17 protein-coding genes and 2 tRNA genes are annotated in these 20,602 nt (G+C 46.9%); 14 read left to right on the top strand and 5 right to left on the bottom strand.

Annotated elements, in window-relative coordinates:
* Positions 1-2 precede the first annotated feature (2 nt).
* The 9 genes from map (at position 3) to carA (ending at position 6,033) form a co-directional block, all read left to right on the top strand.
* Positions 3-815, top strand: a complete 813-nt coding sequence (map, locus tag GJR95_RS25040; RefSeq protein ID WP_162391848.1) for a type I methionyl aminopeptidase — start codon at positions 3-5, stop codon at positions 813-815.
* 7 nt (positions 816-822) lie between these two features.
* Complete coding sequence (gene infA / locus GJR95_RS25035; protein WP_009284801.1) at positions 823-1,041, top strand: translation initiation factor IF-1; 219 nt, start codon at positions 823-825, stop codon at positions 1,039-1,041.
* 81 nt (positions 1,042-1,122) lie between these two features.
* Positions 1,123-1,239: a type B 50S ribosomal protein L36 gene (gene ykgO, locus GJR95_RS25030; protein WP_009284800.1), complete on the top strand. Its 117-nt coding sequence runs from the start codon at positions 1,123-1,125 to the stop codon at positions 1,237-1,239.
* A 2-nt stretch (positions 1,240-1,241) separates the two neighbouring features.
* On the top strand, positions 1,242-1,619 hold the full coding sequence (gene rpsM / locus GJR95_RS25025) for a 30S ribosomal protein S13 (RefSeq protein WP_162388472.1): 378 nt from the start codon (positions 1,242-1,244) through the stop codon (positions 1,617-1,619).
* Positions 1,620-1,731: 112 nt separating this feature from the next.
* The gene (gene rpsK, locus GJR95_RS25020; RefSeq protein WP_162388471.1) at positions 1,732-2,127 is read left to right on the top strand and encodes a 30S ribosomal protein S11; all 396 of its coding nucleotides are present in this window, start codon (positions 1,732-1,734) and stop codon (positions 2,125-2,127) included.
* Positions 2,128-2,205: 78 nt separating this feature from the next.
* Positions 2,206-2,811, top strand: a complete 606-nt coding sequence (gene rpsD / locus GJR95_RS25015; RefSeq protein ID WP_162388470.1) for a 30S ribosomal protein S4 — start codon at positions 2,206-2,208, stop codon at positions 2,809-2,811.
* A gap of 166 nt (positions 2,812-2,977) precedes the next feature.
* On the top strand, positions 2,978-3,967 hold the full coding sequence (locus GJR95_RS25010; RefSeq protein ID WP_162388469.1) for a DNA-directed RNA polymerase subunit alpha: 990 nt from the start codon (positions 2,978-2,980) through the stop codon (positions 3,965-3,967).
* Positions 3,968-4,059: 92 nt separating this feature from the next.
* A complete protein-coding gene (gene rplQ / locus GJR95_RS25005; protein ID WP_162388468.1) occupies positions 4,060-4,842 on the top strand; it encodes a 50S ribosomal protein L17 in 783 nt (260 codons plus the stop codon).
* A gap of 87 nt (positions 4,843-4,929) precedes the next feature.
* Entirely contained in the window at positions 4,930-6,033 is a 1,104-nt protein-coding gene (gene carA, locus GJR95_RS25000; protein ID WP_162388467.1) for a glutamine-hydrolyzing carbamoyl-phosphate synthase small subunit, read from the top strand.
* Between the two features lie 31 nt (positions 6,034-6,064).
* Here carA and GJR95_RS24995 read toward each other — a convergent pair whose 3' ends face one another.
* Positions 6,065-10,057: an AAA domain-containing protein gene (locus GJR95_RS24995; RefSeq protein ID WP_232540856.1), complete on the bottom strand. Its 3,993-nt coding sequence runs from the start codon at positions 10,055-10,057 to the stop codon at positions 6,065-6,067.
* Between the two features lie 55 nt (positions 10,058-10,112).
* On the bottom strand, positions 10,113-11,180 hold the full coding sequence (locus GJR95_RS24990) for a TerC/Alx family metal homeostasis membrane protein (protein ID WP_162388465.1): 1,068 nt from the start codon (positions 11,178-11,180) through the stop codon (positions 10,113-10,115).
* Positions 11,181-11,323: 143 nt separating this feature from the next.
* Here GJR95_RS24990 and GJR95_RS24985 point away from each other — a divergent pair, with 143 nt between their 5' ends.
* Entirely contained in the window at positions 11,324-12,064 is a 741-nt protein-coding gene (locus GJR95_RS24985; RefSeq protein ID WP_162388464.1) for a glycosyltransferase family 2 protein, read from the top strand.
* On the opposite strand, the gene GJR95_RS24980 is transcribed toward GJR95_RS24985, so the two are convergent.
* On the bottom strand, positions 12,024-13,232 hold the full coding sequence (locus GJR95_RS24980) for a type III polyketide synthase (protein WP_162388463.1): 1,209 nt from the start codon (positions 13,230-13,232) through the stop codon (positions 12,024-12,026). The two genes, GJR95_RS24985 and GJR95_RS24980, sit on opposite strands and share 41 nt — an antisense overlap.
* 99 nt (positions 13,233-13,331) lie before the next feature.
* Between GJR95_RS24980 and GJR95_RS24975 the strand changes: the two genes are divergently transcribed.
* The 3 genes from GJR95_RS24975 (at position 13,332) to GJR95_RS24965 (ending at position 14,536) form a co-directional block, all read left to right on the top strand.
* Positions 13,332-14,195, top strand: a complete 864-nt coding sequence (locus GJR95_RS24975; RefSeq protein ID WP_162388462.1) for a UbiA family prenyltransferase — start codon at positions 13,332-13,334, stop codon at positions 14,193-14,195.
* Positions 14,196-14,317: 122 nt separating this feature from the next.
* Positions 14,318-14,393, top strand: a tRNA-Gly gene (locus tag GJR95_RS24970).
* 57 nt (positions 14,394-14,450) lie between these two features.
* Positions 14,451-14,536 (top strand) — tRNA-Leu (locus GJR95_RS24965).
* A gap of 414 nt (positions 14,537-14,950) precedes the next feature.
* Here the strand turns inward: GJR95_RS24965 and GJR95_RS24960 are convergent.
* Positions 14,951-16,030: an acyltransferase family protein gene (locus tag GJR95_RS24960; protein ID WP_162388461.1), complete on the bottom strand. Its 1,080-nt coding sequence runs from the start codon at positions 16,028-16,030 to the stop codon at positions 14,951-14,953.
* Between the two features lie 401 nt (positions 16,031-16,431).
* Between GJR95_RS24960 and GJR95_RS24955 the strand changes: the two genes are divergently transcribed.
* Positions 16,432-17,517 carry a Gfo/Idh/MocA family protein gene (locus GJR95_RS24955; protein ID WP_162388460.1) on the top strand — a complete coding sequence of 362 codons (1,086 nt, stop codon included), beginning with the start codon at positions 16,432-16,434 and terminating at the stop codon, positions 17,515-17,517.
* A gap of 52 nt (positions 17,518-17,569) precedes the next feature.
* On the opposite strand, the gene GJR95_RS24950 is transcribed toward GJR95_RS24955, so the two are convergent.
* The gene (locus GJR95_RS24950; protein WP_162388459.1) at positions 17,570-20,602 is read right to left on the bottom strand and encodes a tetratricopeptide repeat protein; all 3,033 of its coding nucleotides are present in this window, start codon (positions 20,600-20,602) and stop codon (positions 17,570-17,572) included.

Genomic DNA, 20,602 nt, shown 5'->3' with positions numbered 1-20,602 from the left:
AAATGATTTATTACAGGAGCGATGAAGAAATCGCCCTGATAAAAATCAGTGCGCAGGTACTTGGGAAAGCCCACGCTGAAGTAGCCAAGCTAATCCGTCCTGGCATTCAGACGAAGGAACTGGATAGGGTCGCCGAAACGTTTATTAAGGATAACGGTGGCTCTCCATCTTTCTTAGGTTATAATAAGTTTCCGGCTTCATTGTGTATATCGGTTAATGATGTGGTTGTCCACGGATTTCCAAGCCGATATGAACTTCGCGACGGTGACATTATCTCGATCGACTGCGGAGTAAAACTTAATGGCTATCATAGCGATAGTGCTTACACCTATCCCGTTGGAGACGTTAATCCTGCAACACGGCGATTGCTGACCCGGACAAAAGAGTCACTCTATATTGGTATAGAAAAGGCTGTTGAAGGGAATCGGGTAGGCGATATTGGGTACGCCATTCAGACATACACGGAAAAATTCGGGTATTCAGTCGTTCGGGAGTTAGTAGGTCATGGCGTTGGTCAGAACCTGCATGAAGCTCCTGAAGTGCCAAATTATGGCAAACGAGGACAAGGGCCAAAATTGCGTGAAGGTATGATTTTGGCGATTGAGCCGATGATTAACTTCGGGAAAAAAGGAATTTTTCAGGAGCGGGATGGCTGGACAATTCGAACGGCCGATCGTAAACCCTCTGCTCACTTCGAACACACAGTAGCTGTTCGTAAAGGTAAAGCGGAGATTCTGACAACCTTTGAATACATTGAAGCAGTCACCGCGAACACAAGCCTGATGGTCGAAACACAGGAACTGATGGCGGCATAAAGCGAACATGGCAAAGCAGAATTCTATAGAACAGGATGGTGTGATTTTGGAGGCATTATCAAATGCAATGTTCCGGGTCGAACTGGCAAACAAGCACGAGGTAATCGCTCATATCTCTGGTAAAATGCGGATGAACTACATCAAAATTTTACCGGGAGATCGCGTGAAACTGGAAATGTCGCCTTATGATTTAAGTAAGGCACGGATTGTGTACCGATACAAATGAGTTTACAGTTTTCGGTTTAGAGTTTTCGGTCTGTATCTGACAACTCGCAACTGAGAACTTACAACTGAAAACTTTTTAATCATGAAAGTTAAAGCGTCCATCAAGAAGCGCAGCGAAGACTGCATCGTGATCCGTCGGAAAGGAAAGCTGTACGTGATCAACAAGAAGAATCCCCGTTATAAACAAAGACAAGGCTAAGAATGGCACGTATTGCAGGTGTTGATATTCCAGACAAGAAGCGTGGCGAAATCGCGCTGACATACATCTACGGCATTGGCCGCAGCCGGGCAAAGAAAATCTTGACCGACGCAGGTATCAATGTTGACAAAAAAGCCAGCGAGTGGTCGGATGAAGAAGCTAGCGCAGTGCGTAATGCGATCTCAAACGAGTACAAGGTAGAAGGTCAGCTACGTTCTGAAGTTCAGTTGAGCATCAAACGCTTGATGGACATTGGTTGCTACCGAGGCCTACGTCACCGGAAAGGCTTGCCCGTTCGTGGTCAGCATACGAAAAACAACTCCCGTACTCGTAAGGGTAAACGGAAGACTGTTGCTAACAAGAAGAAAGTCACCAAATAATTAATTGGTCGTTTCTGGTCATAATGATAGTCATGTGCGGTTATCGGCTGTTAATCAGCAAATAGATAACAAATTATGACAGTTTATGGCAATGACGATTACCTAAAAAACAATGGCTCAAGCAAAACGCAAAGACAAAGCGAAAAAGCGGGTGGTAGTTGTTGAATCGGTTGGCCAGGTACACATCCGGGCTACGTTTAACAATATCATCATTTCGATCACTAACATGAACGGCCAGGTAATCTCCTGGGCATCGGCCGGTAAAATGGGCTTCCGTGGCTCTAAGAAAAACACGCCGTATGCTGCTCAGACTGCCGCTCAAAACTGTGCTGCCGTTGCCCACGATCTGGGTATGCGCAAAGCCGAAGTGTTCGTGAAAGGTCCAGGATCAGGTCGTGAATCGGCGATCCGTACCATTCAGAACTCAGGGATCGAAGTAACCACGATTCGTGATATTACCCCGCTGCCGCACAATGGTTGCCGGCCGCCAAAACGTCGTCGCGTATAATTACGGATGGCATGAATAGGGGCAGGCGACATTCGGTTGTGTCTGTCCAATGTTTCACAATTATTCATTCATTGAAGAATGGCACGTTACACTGGGCCTAAAGCCAAAGTTTCGCGTAAGTTCGGCGAGCCCATCTTGGGACCGAGCAAGGCGCTCCAAAAGAAAAATTACGGACCGGGTATGCACGGTCGCGGACGCAAACGGAAACAATCCGAATATGCGCTCCAATTGCTCGAGAAGCAAAAAGTAAAATATACCTATGGCATTCTGGAACGCCAGTTCCGGGCATTGTTCCACCGGGCTCAGGTTCGGGAAGGTATCACCGGCGAAAACCTGTTGAAGTTGTGCGAAGCTCGGTTAGATAACACAGTTTATCGCCTTGGTATCGCTTCGTCACGTCGTGCAGCTCGCCAGTTAGTATCACACAAGCATATTATTGTTGACGGTGAAGTTGTCAACATTCCTTCTTATTCATTGAAGCCAGGTCAATTGATCGGCGTTCGTGAAAAATCGAAGTCGCTTGAAGCCGTTACTTCCAGCCTGTCAGCTCGTAACACAAAACGTTACAACTGGGTTGAGTGGGACAATCAGGAGCTAACGGGTAAGTTCATCAGCTATCCTGAACGTGATCAGATTCCTGAGAACTTCAACGAACAGGCCATCGTCGAATTATATTCGAAGTAATCAGGCTGGCAGAACTCATTCGGGTTCTGCTGGTTTTAGTATAAATCGTTTATGGTTTACTGTTTTGGTTTGTCGTTCCTGACAACGAAATGCTTCAAACTATAACCATAAACTTGTTTCAGTCTTCACGCCAAGGCAGAGAACTGCTGTAAACAATACGAAACGTATGTCAATTTTAGCGTTCCAAATGCCCGACAAAGTCGTAGTGGAGAAAGCTGACGACTTTCACGGGGTGTTTGAATTCAAACCCCTTGAAAAAGGATACGGTGTAACAATCGGCAATGCGCTTCGGCGTATTTTGCTGTCATCGCTGGAAGGTTATGCGATCACAAGCGTAAAATTTCCGGGTGTGTTGCACGAATTTTCTTCAATCGAGGGTGTGGTTGAAGACGTGACTGAAATCATTCTGAACCTTAAAATGGTTCGTTTTAAGAAGATTTCAGACATGGTTGACAACAAAATTACGGTCAACATCAAGAAGCAATCAGTCTTAAAGGCTGGTGATATATCCAAATTCTCGCCATCATTCGAGGTGCTGAATCCAGAACTGGAAATCTGCCACATCGATGATACACGGGATCTGGAAATGGAAATCTTCGTGGAAAAAGGTCGTGGCTATGTTCCGGCTGATGAACCACGGGCGAATGAACTTCCGTTTGGCCATATACCCATCGATGCTATTTATACGCCAATCAAAAACGTAAAATATAGCGTTGAAAACACACGGGTTGAGCAGAAAACAGATTATGAGCGTCTTTTACTGGACATCGAAACAGATGGTTCGATCCACCCCGAAGAAGCGCTGAAAGGTGCAGCTTATATTCTGATTCAGCACTTCATGCTGTTCTCGGATCAGACGATGACGTTTGAAACGACGAAGCCTGAAGAAGAAAACGTGGTCGATGAAGAAGTACTGCACATGCGGAAACTGCTCAAAACCTCGTTGGCTGACCTCGACTTGTCTGTTCGTGCTTACAACTGCCTCAAGTCGGCTGATGTGCGCACATTGGGTGATCTTGTTCGGTTAGAAATTTCGGACATGATGAAATTCCGCAACTTCGGTAAGAAGTCATTGACGGAATTGGAACAACTCGTTGCGGAAAAGAACCTGACGTTCGGTATGGACGTCGCTAAGTACAGATTAGACGAAGACTAAGTCGGTTTACGGTTTATGGTTTGCAGTTTCTCGTCGATATTTCGACATAAAGCTGTAAACTGTAAACCATAGACCGTAAACCTCACAAGATAATGAGACACGGTAAAAAAGATAATCACCTCAGCCGGACGCACTCGCACCGCGAAGCGATGTTGCAGAACTTGGCGTCTTCGCTAATCCTGCACAAGCGGATCGAGACGACCGTAGCGAAGGCGAAAGAACTCCGCAAATTTGTGGAGCCTATTTTAACGCGGGCTAAAGACGATACCTACCAGAATCGTCGGGTTGTGTTCCAATCACTGACCAACAAAGAAACTGTAAAAGAACTATTCGGTGCAGTAGCTGATAAAATCGCCAGTCGTCCAGGTGGTTATACCCGGATCATCAAACTGGGTAACCGGTTAGGTGATAACGCCGAAACCTGCCTGATCGAATTAGTTGATTTCAACGAAGTACTGATCTCGGCTGCTGCTGAAAAAGCTGCATCAACGACCAAAACACGTCGTAGCCGTCGCGGTAGTGCTCGCCCAACTGCTGAAGCTGCTCCTGCTGCTGAAGCGACCGAAACGCCTGTTGCTGAGGTTGTTGTTGAAGAAGCTCCTGAAGCTGCTCAAACAACGGGTGATGATCTGACGCTGATTGAAGGTATTGGCCCAAAGATTGCTGAGCTGCTCAACAACGCTGGTATCACTACATTTGCACAACTAGCTGCTTCAGAAGACGAAGCCGTTCAGCAAGTGCTGACAGACGCAGGCTCTCGCTTCAACGTACATGATGCAACAACCTGGAACGAACAGGCTGCTCTGGCACGTGATGGCAAACTAGACGAACTGAAAGAGTTACAGGATCGTTTGAAAGGTGGTAAAGAAGAATAATTGAGTGATCTACCAACCAGTCATATAGAAATGGGTTAGCCGCACTGGTTAGCCCTTTTTTTTAGTCTTTTAAGCCAAAACGCAAAAATGAAACATACGCAGCAACCTGAGGCCTTGCTTGTTTTGCAAGATGGTACCGTATATCGGGGATTAGCTCTTGGTAAAAAAGGTACAGCCGGCGGAGAAATTTGCTTTAATACCGGGATGACCGGGTATCAGGAAATTTATACCGACCCGTCTTATTATGGGCAGGTTATTATCAATACCACATCGCACATCGGAAATTACGGTGTGTTGAATGATGGCGAACAGGAGTCCAATAGTGTGAAGATTCGGGGGATGGTTTGCAACTTCTTCTCAAATATCCACTCGCGCTATACGGCCGATGGATCGCTACAGGATTACTTTGAACAGGCTAATATTGTTGGTATTCATGGCGTCGATACGCGGCAACTGGTACGTTATATTCGTTCGAAGGGCGTAATGAACTGTATCATCTCGTCTGAAATACTTGATCCGGTCGTTTTATTGGCAGAGCTGCACAAAGTGCCGGATATGGAAGGGCTTGAACTTTCGTCGGAAGTAAGCACAAAGGAATCTTACGAGCAGGGCGATCCGGAGTCGAAACTACGGGTAGCTGTTCTGGATTTAGGTGTGAAGCGTAGTATATTGTCCAACTTCAACGAGCGGGGTGTATTCTGCAAAGTGTTTCCAGCAAAAACACCATATAGCGAATTAGAATCCTGGAAGCCAAATGGCTATTTTATTGCCAATGGTCCCGGTGATCCCGCTGCGATGCCCTATGCTGTTGAAACCGTGAAGCAGGTATTGGATGCTGAAACGCCCATGTTTGGCATTTGTCTGGGCCACCAGATCTTATCGCTGGCAAGCGGTATTTCGACCTATAAAATGCATAACGGCCACCGTGGCCTCAACCATCCGGTCAAAAATTTGATTACGGGCCATTGCGAAGTGACGTCGCAAAATCACGGGTTTGCGGTGCGGGCAGAAGAGGTTATGGACACGGCTAATGTCGAGCTTACTCACATTAACCTGAATGATAAAACGATTGAAGGTATTCGTCGGACAGATAAACCCGCCTTTTCGGTGCAATATCACCCGGAATCGTCGCCAGGGCCGCATGATTCGCGTTACCTGTTCGATCAGTTTGTTGGCATGATGAATGAATAAACTAAAAAGGCCTGGACGAATCCAGGCTTTTTTAATTACCAGCTGATCGCCAGAATTCACGGCTCCAGAAGCGTTGAAAGGGCCAGTTTCTGGCTCGGAGCGCAATTGGTAAATAGGCGTGGGATTGCTTCAACGACTGTTGGTAATAAGCCTCATCATCGGTTAAAACAAGCGATTCATAGAACCCGTTAGCCTTAACCGTTAAGTCTGCGAAAGGAAGTTCAGTTCGCCAATTGGGGTGCTGAGCTTCTAATTGAACTTTTAATAGTGAATTGATCGCCAGAATTGGGTTTGGCTGATAATAAGACTCAAAATCTCCCTTAGCTACCCTGAGGGCGTACTCCAAGTAAGAGCGTAGTAATTTGGGGCCTTCATTTGCGGCCTCAGCCACATTTAATTGTTCGGGCCATAGACTGGTAACGACATACACACGCTCACGCGCTCGCGTGACTGCTACGTTCAGGCGATTAGCACCCCCTTTTGCATTTAAGCTACCAAATTGCATTGAAAGCCGCCCCCGTTCATCAGGAGCGTAGCCGATGGAGAAAATAATAATATCCCGTTCGTCACCCTGAACATTTTCGATGTTTTTTACCAGCAAAGGCGCTGAAAAGTCTCGCTCAGAATCAGCAGAAGATAGATTAGACCTGTCAACCATCTTAGTTTCCAGCATATCCTGAATCAACTGCTGTTGCGGATAGTTGAAGGTCACAACACCAACCGATCGACCGGGCATTTCAATGGCGATTTGATCGAGAAGTTCCAGAACGGCTTCGGCCTCAGCGAGATTCGTGTTTTTATCCCAGACGCCTTTAACGTTCAAATAGCGAATAGCGGGTTCGTGTCGGTTAGCATCGTTGAAATAAGGCAGGAGTTGTAATTTGTTCTGATAAAAATGCTGATTCGAGAACGTGATGAGGTCTAGAGAGCGGCTACGATAGTGTTCGGTTAGCGAAATCTGCGGCAATTGCTGAGCTGCTAATTCAAGTAACGATTCAACTTCAAGAGCGGTCGGGAGGGTTTCGTCAGCAGTTTCTGGATCATCTACCTGAACACGATAAAGATCACTGGGCCGAAGTTGTTGATTATCGCCAGTGACAACGACCTGCTTAGCCCGAAACATCGCAGGAATACCATTTTCTGCAAAACACTGAGAAGCTTCGTCGAAAATAACGAGATCGAAGAGACCTTCGCGAAGCGGGAACATCGCCGATACCGATTCGGGTGAGGCCAACCAGCAAGGCACTAGTTTAAAAACCTCCTCGGCAAACGACTCCATTAGTTTCCGAACTGGCCAGATGTTTCGCTTCTTGGTTGTTTGATGAAGCAGATCGCGGTAGGTTACAATGTTATTGAGCCGATTGAAGGTCAGATTACGGTAGGTTTGCTCCCGAAGTTTCATGAGCAGAATATCACGGCTAAGCGTCTGCTTACGCTGAACACTCTCCTGTAAGGCATCTTCAGTGTGCCCCATTTTCAGCGAAGAAACACTGCGCAGCTCAGGATATTTACGCTCCAGGTGATCGAGCCAGGCTAAGCGAAGGGAGTTCGTGAAGGTCTCGACCCATTCGGCTGGGTTCCTGGACCCCAGTTGTTCAACGACCAGTATTTCAATTTCTGAAAACCCCTCTTTGAGCCGGTCTGCTTCCACCAGCAAGTCAAAATCCTGACGGAGCGATTGCCGAAGTAGTTCAGCCAATGAACGATTCTGCCAGATTTCTTCCAGCTGGGAGTCAAGTAAGTATTTCTGTGAAGCGATTCGTTGCTGATCGACCATGCTTGCTGTTGAGAGCAAGCGGGCAATAGTGTCACGAAATGTAAGGCTCGTTAACCAGGCTGATATCGGCAATTGATCGAGTACCCGAATCGATTTTAGCCGCTCGACGAAGTGAATAGCCCGCCGGAGAAGCCGTAAACCGGCAGGAGTCTCGGCTAGTGGCAGATCGGCTAGTAGTGGGCTGATTTGCCGCTTAATCGTCTCGAGCTGGATTCGTTTTGCTACCCGGTCCCGAAGCGTTTGCAGATCTCTTTCCGACAGGGTCAACTGATTGGAAGCCGCTACAACCTGTAGCTGGGTTTTGCCCGTATTGGTTAACTGCCACCAGTTCCAGCGTACCCAGGACGGGCGAGCCTGTAACGCGTCGGCCACTAATAACGCAAATGCTGGGGTTTCAACTGTAGATAATGTCGATTCAGGACCTGGTGATGCCAGCGCTGTTTCCCAATCGTTGGCCAATGATTCGAGCTGAATCTCACTGCTACTGAAAACGGGATGGTTGGGAGTGCTTCGCAGATAGTGTATAATGGGCCAGAATTCTGTCTCATTGGTGTCATCGAGCAGAGACAGTAACGCGGTTAACTCCCAATCGTGCGCTAGCCAGTCAGTTAATTGAGGTACAGAGGGCGATTGTCCCAGAAGAATACTTGTTTGTTCAATTGCCGTTTGTGCCGTCTCAGACCATTGTTTAATAGTCTGATCAGCCTTCGCCAAATCCAGTGGTGCAAACGAACTGAAGCTAACTCGTTGACTCCAGAGATGGTTCGATCCTAGCCGTTGTTGGTAATCTGCATAAGCGCCGAGCCGCCGAAGAAAGTTATCCACAGCGTCAACAGGGAAATGTGGATAACTTTCTTCCAGCGGAATCGAAGGGACAGCTGGATTCGTCGTTAAATAAAGCTCCTTAGCAGAAACTCCGCACTCACTGGTATTAAATAGGGCATCTTTAAATACCTGAAGTTCAGTGACTGCCTCATCAATTCGACGGCTTTCCTGATCAAAATCCCGTTCAAGCAGCACCGCATTAAGGCTGTTGTTTTTCTGGCGGTAACTGTCCAGCTGCTCAACCTGTCCGGCAATCTGTGCATACAGTGCGCGACGGTCGTCCTGAAAGTCATGAATAAGGGCAAGAAACGGGGCCATACCGACCTGTCGGAGACGTTCCTGTACAACATCGAGCGCGGCACGTTTCTGGCAGACAAGCAATACCCGCTTACCTCCGGCGGCCGCGTCGGCCATTAAGTTCGCAATCAGTTGGGACTTGCCTGTACCCGGAGGTCCTTGCACAACCAGCGACTGCCCACTTTTCACCGCGCGTAAGGCGACTTCCTGCGAAGCATCGAGCGGCAGGGGAGTATGAATTTTATTTTCGGGCAGGAATGAAGGTGTGGGGAAGGAGAGGGCAGAGGGAAATAATCCCTGAAATTCGTCATTGTCCGCATCCTGCTCCTCGTCTCTTGCCAGAAGTGCATCATAATCGGGTACCAAAAACGATCCGGCCTGAGGAAAAATGCCTAAAACAGCTTCAGAATGGAGTTTTAGCTCACCAATGCGCTCCAGTTGACCAAGGCTTTTGGCCGTCTGTTTATCAAAAAACTGGAGGATATCAGTGAAAAGATTCTGATTGAAGTTGATTTCCAGCGGGCTGGACTTTAGCCACTCGTAAAGCTGTGTACGAAAAACGAGTACATCGCGGTCAAAGTCGTCCAGCGGTTTTTCAAGGACTTCATCCGAAATTTTGACCTGATTAAACTGCCCGTAAGCCAACGCGAACGTCGGGTTAAGAAAGACAAATTCGTCACCTCGCCGTATCAGTTTCCAGAACTTACCCTGTTGTTCGATTTGCACAGGGAAAAAAAGAAGCGGTGCATGAACTACGGTATCATCCAGAAATTTACCCCGCACAAATGGCCAGCCAATGTATAAATCCTCCGTGCCGCGTTCTTCGGTTATGAACGTAGCCGTCCGGGCAATACGCCTGATTTTTTGACTTACTTCATTGCTGCGTTCCTGTCGGGGGTCAAGCACTTCACTTATTGTCAGGGACGCTTTCCTCCCGATAAGATCAGCAATCAGGGTAAAGGATGGCTTGTTAAGCAGAAAATCAGTTTCGTGTAGGTCCAGAAATTGTCCGGCTGGTAAGCTTGTCAATAACAGGGACCGATTACGACTGCTAAGATTAGTCAGGCGTCGTCGGAACGAACGGAGTATGGTCTGAACCTGCTGGCGATTTTGATCGATTTTCACAAGATTTGTCTGATTCACAGAATTAAAACGCAAAATCCTGAAAATCTTCTTAATCTTAAGAGTCTGGGTTCGGACTTTTTTCGGGTATCAGCCAGGATGCCAGAATACTTACACTTAAAATACCGACAATAATATAAAGGGAATAAACCGGTTGGAAGCCCATTTCAGCCAGCCAGTGTTCAGTAAGCATCTTAATGCCAATAAAGGTTAAGAGTACCGCCAGGCCGACTTTGAGGAACCTGAATTTACTCATGATACTCGACAGGAAGAAGAACATGGAACGAAGGCCCATGATGGCAAAAACGTTCGAGAAGAAGACGATGTAAGGATCTTTCGTAATCGAGAAAATGGCCGGTATAGAGTCAACGGCAAAGACCAGATCGGTAAAGGCCACCACAATGACAATGATAAACAGGGGTGTAACAAATAGCTTATGGTCAGACTTACGGCGGACGAAGAAGTTGTCCGTCACGTTTCGGTGGTAGACGTTCAGGTATTTACTGGCGAACCGAACAACGGGATGTTTGGAGGGCTCAATCTTCTCGTCTTCATCTCCCTGAAAAAACAACTGAACCCCCGTATAGACCAGAAACGCGCCGAAGAGGTACATGATCCACTCGAACCGCTGAATCAGCGCTGAGCCGAGAAAAATGAAAATAAAGCGTAGAATGATGGCTCCCAGAATTCCCCAGACCAGAATTTTTTTATAAAACCGCTGATGAACGCCAAACGAATTGAAAATCAGAATGAATACGAAAATATTGTCGGCAGAAAGAGAATACTCAACCAGATAACCTGTTATGTATTCCAGTGACATATTTGACTGGAAGTTTGCTAAACTGGCCGGAAAATTGTTAGGTACTAATTTGACGTGTTCAGCGTAGCGGTTTCGGATTTCCTCAAGCCGGTCCATACCAGTAATGCCATGGACGAGATAACCGAATTGTTGTAGAAAGAAGTAGAAGGCAATAGAAAGAGCAACCCAGATCGTACTCCAGATTGCTGCTTCTTTAAATTCGACAATGTGACTCTTTTGTTTGGTAAAGGCTCCCAGGTCGATGGCCATGATGAGCAGAACAAACGTAGCGAATGCGAGGAAAAATACAGTTTCGTTGGAGAGCATAAACAGTAAGGCGGATAGAAAACTAACGCCGTGAAGACGGAAAAGTTGACATCAATCCGCAAATCTACGCTCAAACTGTTGAAGCTACCGGCTTCGTTGAGCAAATAATTGGCATAATGCCCCTAACCCGTTAGTTTTGGCCTATGTTTAATAATAAAAAAGTTATTGTGGTAATGCCCGCTTATCGGGCAGCACTAACGCTTGAGCGTACGTACCGGGAAATTCCGTTTGATCTTGTCGATGATGTAATTCTGGTAGACGATGCCAGTCCTGATAATACCGTTGACGTTGCCCGGCAGTTGGGTATCCGGCACGTTATCCGGCATGACCGGAATAAAGGCTATGGCGGTAATCAAAAAACCTGTTATGCCAAAGCCCTGGAGCTGGGGGCTGATATTGTTGTGATGTTGCATCCTGATTACCAGTATACACCCATGCTGCTACCCGCCATGATCTCTATCATTGGTAACGGGCTTTATCCTGTCGTTTTTGCGTCGCGTATTTTAGGAAAAGGGGCACTCAAGGGTGGTATGCCAATGTACAAATACATTGCCAACAGATTTTTGACGTTTGCGCAGAATCTGTTGATGAATCAGAAGTTGTCGGAATATCACACGGGCTACCGGGCTTTCTCTGGTGAAGTACTGCGGAGTTTGGACTTTACGCATAATTCCGACGATTTCATTTTTGATAACGAAATGATCGCCCAGATTTTCTACAAGGGTTACGAGATTGCCGAAGTTACCTGTCCAACAAAGTACTTCAAAGAAGCTTCGTCGATCAACTTCCGTAGAAGCTCCATCTATGGCTTAGGCGTTCTTCGGACCTCACTGTTGTATTTTTTTACAAAACTGGGACTAATGCGCTGGAAGATTCTGACGTAGCAAAATCAGGAATTATAGATGATTCATTGACAAGGGCTTCAAGAACCATCGCTTCCAGGGTCAGGCCCGGACCGAATGCGCAACTCAGAATATTGGGCCGGTCAGTATCGAGCCTGGCTACGCCGGAAATAAGATCCTCCCAAACCGCTTTTAAGACAAATAAGACCGTTGCCGAGGACATATTACCAAATTGCCGCAACACATTATACGCATAACGGTCATCATTGGCCGTGATACCGAGTTGTTCTTCGATTACTTCCAGAATTCGACGGCCACCAGGGTGTAGCGCATACTGACCAATATCGCCTAATGTCAAACCGCATTGAGCCAGCAGTCGTTGCATGAGCTGGCCAATACCTCGCTGAATGTGAGTTGGCACGTCAGCCGTAAGAGTCATTTCGAAGCCAAAATCGCTAATATGCCAGGCCATAGCGTCTTTTCCTTCGGGCAGCAAATCACAATAGAACGATCGCAGGCGAAACGATTGCTCAGGACGGGGTTTGCTTTCGACCAACACAGCAGCTGAGCCATCAGCAAACAGCGCGTTTGAAAGTAAATAGTCCGTTTCTGTTTTCTTCTGAAAGTGGATGGTACACAATTCAATACAAACGACCAGCACTTTTGCATCCGGCTCAGACCGAACGATGGCATTGGCCGCTTTCAGGCCGTTGAAAGCCCCATAGCAACCCATAAAATTGATTGCCAGCCGTTGAGTGGTGGTAGGTAATCCCAGCGCTTCAATGATCTCAATATCTGGCCCTGGTGCATACAGCCCCGTACAACTGACGGTAATCAAATGGGTAATGGTTTGTGGATCGAAGTCGGGATAGCTGCTAAAACAATCGCTAATGGCCTTCAAGGCTAGTGGAACGGCTTCCTGCCGATAAACGCCCATTCGCTGGCTCACCGTCGGAAACGGTTCCATACCAGGCGTGTTAGGATAGAAGGTAAATTCGCCCATGGAGCGCGTATAATCGGCCATAACCGTGTGCCGCTTTTCGATTCGGGTATAGCGGTACAAGGTCATCAATCGACGGCGATCGCGATCATCGAGCTGAAGGAGATCGGCCATGAATTCTGCCGCATGTTGTTGAGAGGCATAGTAAGCAGGTACTGAAGTACCGATAGCATTGATATAACCGTCTGGTTGAGATTGCCGTGGAGCCATTCGCCGAAGCGTTCATTTATTCATAGAACGCCATTGGTTGTATAACTATGCTGATTGCCGAAAGTTCTGTAAATTGACGACTCTCATTAAAAACACGCCATGACCGCCCGTACTATTTGGCTACACCTGCGCGTACCCTTCTCGTTTTTCTTATTGCCAATGTTCTGGTTTGCCATTAGTCAATCAGCGACTCCAGATATTACCAAATCTATAATCGTGCTTTTAGTTGTGCATTTGCTGCTTTATCCGGCCAGTAATGCCTATAATAGCTATTTTGATAAGGATGAAGGTAGCATTGGCGGCCTGGAAACGCCCCCTCCCGTCGACAAAGATCTGTATTGGGTATCGTGGGTGCTCGATGGGGTCGCGCTTTTGCTGGGAATGTTCGTCAACTGGCCTTTTGTGCTCTACTTACTTGTTTACGGGTTTGTTACAAAAGCGTATAGCCACGACCGAATACGACTCAAAAAGTACCCGATTTTGAGCTGGTTCCTGATCAGTATTCTTCAGGGAGGGCTAACGTACATCATGACCTATATTTCCATCAATGATTTGCCGTTATCCACTATTACAGAGCCTAAACTCCTCTTTGGCGGCTTGCTGGCTACCTTAAATCTGATGGCCTTATACCCTGTTACGCAGGTATATCAGCATGAGGAAGATGCCCGTCGGGGTGATATGACCATCAGTCGGATGATGGGCATTCGAGGTACATTCCTAAGTGCGGTGATACTTTATGCGTTGTCGCTAATTGGCTTCTATACGTATTTTGATGGTAGCTATGTTGTATTATTATATCTGGCGTTTCTGTTTCCGGCTGTTGTTTTCTTTCTGCGCTGGTTTTGGCTGGTATATCGAGACAGTAGTCTGGCGAATTATCGTACAACCATGCGGATGATGTGGATTTCGAGCATTGGCTTGAATAGTTTTTTTCTGGTTTTAATTGCATTAACTCGTTCGTAATCAGTTTTGAGCGGCTTATTTGAGGGGAGCAGGTAAATTTTTTTTCAGCGATAGACTTGACAAACGGATAAAACCCACTAAATTTGCATCCACAATTCGCCGAGGTAGGGCAAATTGAAAATGCGAAAGTAGCTCAGCTGGTAGAGCGCGACCTTGCCAAGGTCGAGGTCGCGGGTTCGAACCCCGTCTTTCGCTCCACGAAAAAAGGCACCGACCCACGGTGCTTTTTTCGTAAATGTCCGCTTCTGTGGAAGCGCCGGGATGGTGGAATTGGTAGACACGCCGGACTTAAAATCCTGTGGGCTTTACGGCCCGTGCGGGTTCGACTCCCGCTCCTGGTACAACACTCTCTAAAAAGGGAAAAACACAAAAGCCACTGACTATCAGTGGCTTTTGTGTTTTTTTGGGTCAATCTACCTTCTTGTAGAGGACATTGTTTTTTTCTATGTTTGTGGTTTTGCCGCGGAAACAGGTATACCGTGGTGATGTTACAACCTCGGATTCTTCGATAATCTAATTGATTCCCGTATTGCCGCATGAGCCCTACTTTCAGATGGATTTGTCGGAGCACTGTGTCGTTCTGGCGCGACACAGACAGCTCAGTCGGGTATTGCGAGGTAATGAATCTTAACTGGCCTTTCGTTCGGGTTAACCTAAATACGAATTGAGTATCCGGCGACGCCAATAAGCTATTAATGTGAAAATTACGGAGGCATAAATCCTATATCGTAATTGCAGGGTTTCGTTTGAAGTGACTATACTGTCGCCTTTGTATTTCTTATAAAGGGCAAGGCTTTATCAAAAAAAGACACAAAAAACGATTTCCAGGTTTGCCGTTTCTGCTCTATTGCATAGCCTATTATCATAGTGACGATGCCAATGCACAAAGCAATTGGCATCCACCATGTTGAGGTATAGCTTACCAGGGATTGAAATAAAATAATGAGCGGGTAATGTAGAATATAAAGTGAAAAGGTTAGATCGGCAATGAGCCTAAATTGGGTAAACCAGGATGGCTTTTGCAAGGGCAGGTCTTGAAACGGGAAGAAGTAGATGGCGGCTGCAACAAAAAGCCCAAATAGCCAATCGGTAATGAATTGATTGGAAAAATAAAATGGCGGATAACCAATTGAATAAGGCATCCCTGGATTTGAAAAGGCAATGACGGCTCCCGTAACTGACACTATTGATAGGATGCAAAGTAGACCGATTCCTAGATTTGATTTGGGAAGCCGTTGTATGTAACATCCCATTAGCCATACGGGCATGAGCAGTACTATTTGGGGGCCTGCCAGTAGGCCCGCCAGGACCGCAAGGAGTTTGCCTTTAGCGCTAATACGTCCTCTATAAATCCAGAGACCAAAAAATAGGTAATACCAAAATTCATAGCATAGCGACCAAAGCGGTGAATTTATGGTCGGGTAAGATGAAAGTCCCCAGATCTGGGACAAGAAGCAAACCGATAGTACATACCGAATCACTTCATACCTCCTGGTGTATTGGTGAGCCAGGACAGGATCAATGTAAAGAATGAAAAGGTGAATTAGTACGGTAATTAATAGGGCTGGGATTAGGACTGAATATAGCCTGGTAAGCCGCGCAATTGCGTACCCTAAGGCGCTTGGTTTTCCAGATGTACTGTATGAAATAACATAGCCAGAAAGCACAAAGAAAATAATAACGGCATAGTGGCCTGTATCACCTCTAAAGATTTTGGTAGAAGGAGAAAGCTTTTCTTCTGAATGAACGAGTAGGACTATGACAGCCGAGCAAATTCGGAGGAAATCCAGAAAAAGGCTAGTGGTCGTAGGCAGTGTCGATTTTCTGTTTTCCATATCTACCAATATAGAAATAGGACAATGAATCAAGGAACGAAGTGATTAACCGGCTACAAAAACCATAACCCACCACTTATTAATGATTGCCATCACCGGCGAAGCGGGCGAAATCCTCCAGCTTTTCGAGGATCAGAACCTGATCTACCGATTGTTAACCGAGTTTATAGGTCTGGATTGTCGATTATAAATGTTCTTATACTTGGATTAGTTCGCAGGCTGTTAACCTGGTATCCCCAAGGCTCTGTTTCTGTAATCCAGAAAATGCGAACAAAGAGCGTACGAAATCAGGGATCTATTCGGCCCGCAACTTCATTTTGGTAGTTCTAAGGCAGTATGTGCAGGTAGATGCAAGCCTTTAGCAGTTAGTGATTGACTACACAAGCCTCCATTTTAAGCCAATGAACTATTTAGTAACCCTTTTGCTTTTTGCTTTCCTGATCACATCTGGTCGCGCACAAACGCCATTGAAGCTTGCCATTGCCGGGTTAAGTCATGGACACGTAGGCTGGATTTTTAACCGACCGGATAAAAAGGACGTTGAACTGGTTGGTATTTACGAACCGAATCAGGAACTGGTTGATCGTTTTATTAAACGATACAATCTGGATAAGAAGCTGTTTTTTAGTGATTTAACGAAGATGCTGGATCAGACAAAACCAGATGCTGTTTCGGCTTTTGGAGCAATCAGTGACCATATCACGATTGTACGTGCCTGTGCACCCAGAAAAATAAATGTAATGGTGGAAAAACCACTGGCTACTACGTTTGCCGATGCAAAAGAAATTCAGACCCTGGCTCAGAAGAATACGATTAAAGTCCTGACCAATTTCGAAACGTCCTGGTATGCCAGCAACCAGTACGTTAATGAATTGTATCAGGCCGGTAAATTAGGGGAAATTAGAAAAGTTATGGTCAATGACGGGCACCAGGGACCTAAAGAAATCAACGTCAGCAACGAGTTTTTCGCCATTTTAACTGATCCTGCCAAAAACGGGGCGGGTGCTTTGGTCGATTTTGGCTGTTATGGCGCTAACCTGATGACCTGGTTGATGAAAGGCAAACGTCCCCTTTCCGTGATGGCCGTTACGCATCAGAATAAACCCGATATATATCCGAACGTGGATGATGAAGCGTCCATCATTTTACAATATCCGACAGCCCAATGCATTATTCAAGGCTCCTGGAACTGGACATTTGCCCGCAAGGACATGGAAGTGTACGGAACAAAGGGATATGCTGTGGCTATTGATGCAACAACAGTCAGGGAACGGTTAGACGGTAAAGCCCCGGAAGAGCGAAAAAAACTTGATCCCCGCCCTGCCCCTTTTACAGATCCTTTTTCGGTATTGGCCGACGTAGTGCAAGGTCGCCTGAAACTGGATGAAAACGATTTATATGAATTACCAGTCAACGTAACGGTTGTTGAAATTCTGGAAGCAGCCAAAGCCTCCGCAAAATCAGGCAAGTCAGTTTCGTTAAAGTGATTAAAGATACGTCTGATAGCCGTTTGGGCTCACTAACAGTAAGCCCAAACGGCTATTGATTTAATAATTTGCGAATTATCGCCATATCTGGATGGGTCAAACCGGCGGCTTCCAATTCATCCAGGTCGGCTAAAAACGTCTTTTTGTACCTGCCAGATCGGTGGGGTTTGTTTTTCAGATACGTATAGAGCGATTTGGCATCGTCAAGCTTGCCCTGCATCAGGTAGGCCATCGCTAAATTGGCATTAACCCATGCTTCGTGGTCATCGTAGGAAAGCGACTTCTCCGCTAATGATTGAGCTTTGGCAAACTTTCTGCTGAAAAGCGAGTGATACGACCAATTGCTCAATTCACGGGCCATCAGCGCCGAATCTGCATCACCAAATTGTTTTTCGACCAGTTCAACCACTTTTTGCTGTAAGGAATCAGCTTCCAGAAAATAGCTGCTACGCTCCTGTGCATCGCTTAGGAGCGCCAGTCGATGCAGGACCTGAATCTGTAGCGAGGTCGACTGTCCGCCATCTGTTGCGGCAAGTCGCTCCAGGATGTCTTTGGTCCTTACATACGCGCCTTTGGCTTCTCTGGGCCGTTCTGTGTCGAAGTAGAGATTTCCCATATCCATCAGTGTATACACCAGGTCGGGCTCAAAATCGATTGGCTTCTTTTTCGCAAGCTTTTCCTGAATCGTTTTGGCCTCTTGATAAAAGGCTTCGGCTTCGGGGTAGCGCTTCATTTCGGTGTAGAAAAAGCCCATATCGCCCAGAGTCATCGCCAGAGTCGGTTCGAACAGCTCGGCAAACTTACCGGCGAGTTTCTGCTGTATCGTTTTGGCACGCGTATACGTTGCTTCGGCTTCTGGATAGCGTTTTGTATCCCGGTAAAAATTACCGATATCAGTCAGGGTTTGTGCCAGGTCGCCCTCAAACTGGTCGGGGTTTTTCTGGGCGAGTTTTTCCCGAATGGTTTTGGCCTGTTGATACGAGGCTTCTGCTTCAGGATACCGCTTCGTCAGGCTATACAGATCGCCTAAATCATTAAGCACCTGCGCCAGACTCGGTTCATATAGGTCAGGGTTTTTCTGAGCGAGTTTCTCCCGAATGGCTTTAGACTGTTTATAGGCCGTTTCTGCGTCGGGTATCCGTTCCAGGTCAGAATTGAGCGTACCCAGATTATTCAGGGTAGATGCCAGATCCGGTTCATATTGATCCGCATTTCGGCGAACAAGCCGATCCTGTATCGTTTTGGCGCGGAGATACGTCTTTCCGGCGTCGCCTAACCGTTTGTTGATGTAATAAAATGTACCCAGGTTATTGAGCGAAAACGCCAGATCGGCTTCAAACTCATCGGCATACTTTTCAACCAGTTTCTCGCGGATGTTCTTGGCCTGAACAAAGGCTTTTTCAGCCTCATCGAATTGTCTTTTTTTCGAGTAAAGTGTCCCTAATCCATCCAGCACGTGGGCCAGACCCGGCTCATTCTGCTCAGGATTAGTCCGGGCCAGTTGCTGTCTTAGAGTTTTGGCTTGCTGAAGCGCGGCTTCGGCTTCCTCGAACCGATTGTTGGCCATGTGATAATAGCCCAATTCAACGTAGATGTCGGCCTTAAGCGAAGCGGGTGGATTGAGGTCCAAGGCTTTCTGATACCAACGCCCTGGTTCCAGAGGCCGATTCAGTTGCTGTAGGAAGTTGGCGTAGGTGAGTATGTTTTCCACCTGCGTCGGATCGGCCTGGATGGCTTCCTCATACCAATGTGCCGCCTGGTCCATGTCATACTGGCTGCGGTAAATGTTGGCTTTTAACAAGCACTTACCGATGTAGACAGCCCGATCCTCCACCGGTACTTGATTTGTTTGCTCATTTGCACTAGAAGAAGCACCATTCGGAGGAGCGCCGGTGCCTACCTGAGCGCTCTTCTTCATGGATTGTTTGATGCGTATATCATCATCGTCCAGCGCCGATAACGCTTTCGCAAACTGGCCTTCTTTATATTGCAGGAAGGCTTTCTGATAACTGCTGTCGATTGCGGTTTGCTTCGCAAAAACGGCCGCCATTGCCTGGGCTTCGCTCAGCTGTTTATCCCGTTCGCTCAGGGCCTGCTCATAGCGGTTTTGCATCCGGGACAGGCTGTCGCGCAGTTGCTCGATTGTCTTATTTTTTTCGGTACTGGCCAGCTCGTTCTGCCGGCTCTTTTGCCAGGCCAGTTCCTTTTTGCCCAGACTGTCGAGTAGTCGCTGGTTCTCCTGTTTTTGCTGTTCAACAAGTTTTCGTAACTCCCCAGACTTATCGTTCTGCCGGGTCGAATCCTGTTGCTGCACTAGTTTCGTCAGCAATTGCTGATTTTCCTGCCGCTGTCGATTCAGGATTTTTTCTAACTCGGCAATTTTACTTTGCTGGCTGGTTCCTCCACGGCCCAGACTGTCGATCAGTCGTTTGTCAGCTCCCCGCTGCTTTTCGAGTAATTTCTGCAACTCATCAATGCGACTGGTGAGCATCGCAGGCGCTTTGACCAGACTATCCAGTACGCGCTGATACTCTTTTTGTTGCTGTTGCAGCCGTTGCTCCAGAGCGCCGGTCGATGGTTGCGGTTGTCCCTCCGGTTTTTTCGCTCCATTTGCCATGAGCCGCTGTTGATCAACTACCAGATCGGTTAGTTTCTTGATGTCTCCTTTCATCGACGTCAAGCCTTTATCCAACGCCACGCCGGCAATAGTGGCGTAGTACTGACGCCTTGCTTTTTCGATGTCCTGGACTTGCGCCACAATCAGCTTAAACTGAAAATCAGAGGGGTCGGCCAGTTGGCGGATCGTATAGGAATAGATTTCGCTGTGGTTAACAATATCCCAATTGCTGCCGCCTAACTTGATGCGAACCGTCATGCCCGGACACTTATTCAGGCGATACCGAAAGATACCATTGGCATCGCTCAGTGGCCCCTGATTGCCGTCAATCACAATCGGTATCTGAGGTAACCGGCCTTTGTTGGTGTAAAGGGTTATTTCGCCCTTATATTCCTGTAAACAGGGAGCCTGCGCCTGCATTAGCAGCGGCAGACTCACCCAAACGATTAGTGCAATTACCGTTTTCAT

The organism is Spirosoma endbachense (assembly GCF_010233585.1).
GTDB classification, from domain to species: Bacteria; Bacteroidota; Bacteroidia; order Cytophagales; family Spirosomataceae; genus Spirosoma; species Spirosoma endbachense.
The sequence above is the reverse complement of the archived record's forward strand: the minus strand, read 5'-3'. Positions and strand labels throughout refer to the sequence as shown.

What these genes read in the sequence shown, in the direction of transcription:
- map (WP_162391848.1), top strand. Translation starts at nt 3, where the DNA reads ATGATTTATTACAGGAGCGATGAAGAAATCGCCCTGATAAAAATCAGT.
- infA (WP_009284801.1), top strand. Translation starts at nt 823, where the DNA reads ATGGCAAAGCAGAATTCTATAGAACAGGATGGTGTGATTTTGGAGGCA.
- ykgO (WP_009284800.1), top strand. Translation starts at nt 1,123, where the DNA reads ATGAAAGTTAAAGCGTCCATCAAGAAGCGCAGCGAAGACTGCATCGTG.
- rpsM (WP_162388472.1), top strand. Translation starts at nt 1,242, where the DNA reads ATGGCACGTATTGCAGGTGTTGATATTCCAGACAAGAAGCGTGGCGAA.
- rpsK (WP_162388471.1), top strand. Translation starts at nt 1,732, where the DNA reads ATGGCTCAAGCAAAACGCAAAGACAAAGCGAAAAAGCGGGTGGTAGTT.
- rpsD (WP_162388470.1), top strand. Translation starts at nt 2,206, where the DNA reads ATGGCACGTTACACTGGGCCTAAAGCCAAAGTTTCGCGTAAGTTCGGC.
- GJR95_RS25010 (WP_162388469.1), top strand. Translation starts at nt 2,978, where the DNA reads ATGTCAATTTTAGCGTTCCAAATGCCCGACAAAGTCGTAGTGGAGAAA.
- rplQ (WP_162388468.1), top strand. Translation starts at nt 4,060, where the DNA reads ATGAGACACGGTAAAAAAGATAATCACCTCAGCCGGACGCACTCGCAC.
- carA (WP_162388467.1), top strand. Translation starts at nt 4,930, where the DNA reads ATGAAACATACGCAGCAACCTGAGGCCTTGCTTGTTTTGCAAGATGGT.
- GJR95_RS24990 (WP_162388465.1), bottom strand. Translation starts at nt 11,180, where the DNA reads ATGCTCTCCAACGAAACTGTATTTTTCCTCGCATTCGCTACGTTTGTT.
- GJR95_RS24985 (WP_162388464.1), top strand. Translation starts at nt 11,324, where the DNA reads ATGTTTAATAATAAAAAAGTTATTGTGGTAATGCCCGCTTATCGGGCA.
- GJR95_RS24980 (WP_162388463.1), bottom strand. Translation starts at nt 13,232, where the DNA reads ATGGCTCCACGGCAATCTCAACCAGACGGTTATATCAATGCTATCGGT.
- GJR95_RS24975 (WP_162388462.1), top strand. Translation starts at nt 13,332, where the DNA reads ATGACCGCCCGTACTATTTGGCTACACCTGCGCGTACCCTTCTCGTTT.
- GJR95_RS24960 (WP_162388461.1), bottom strand. Translation starts at nt 16,030, where the DNA reads ATGGAAAACAGAAAATCGACACTGCCTACGACCACTAGCCTTTTTCTG.
- GJR95_RS24955 (WP_162388460.1), top strand. Translation starts at nt 16,432, where the DNA reads ATGAACTATTTAGTAACCCTTTTGCTTTTTGCTTTCCTGATCACATCT.
- GJR95_RS24950 (WP_162388459.1), bottom strand. Translation starts at nt 20,602, where the DNA reads ATGAAAACGGTAATTGCACTAATCGTTTGGGTGAGTCTGCCGCTGCTA.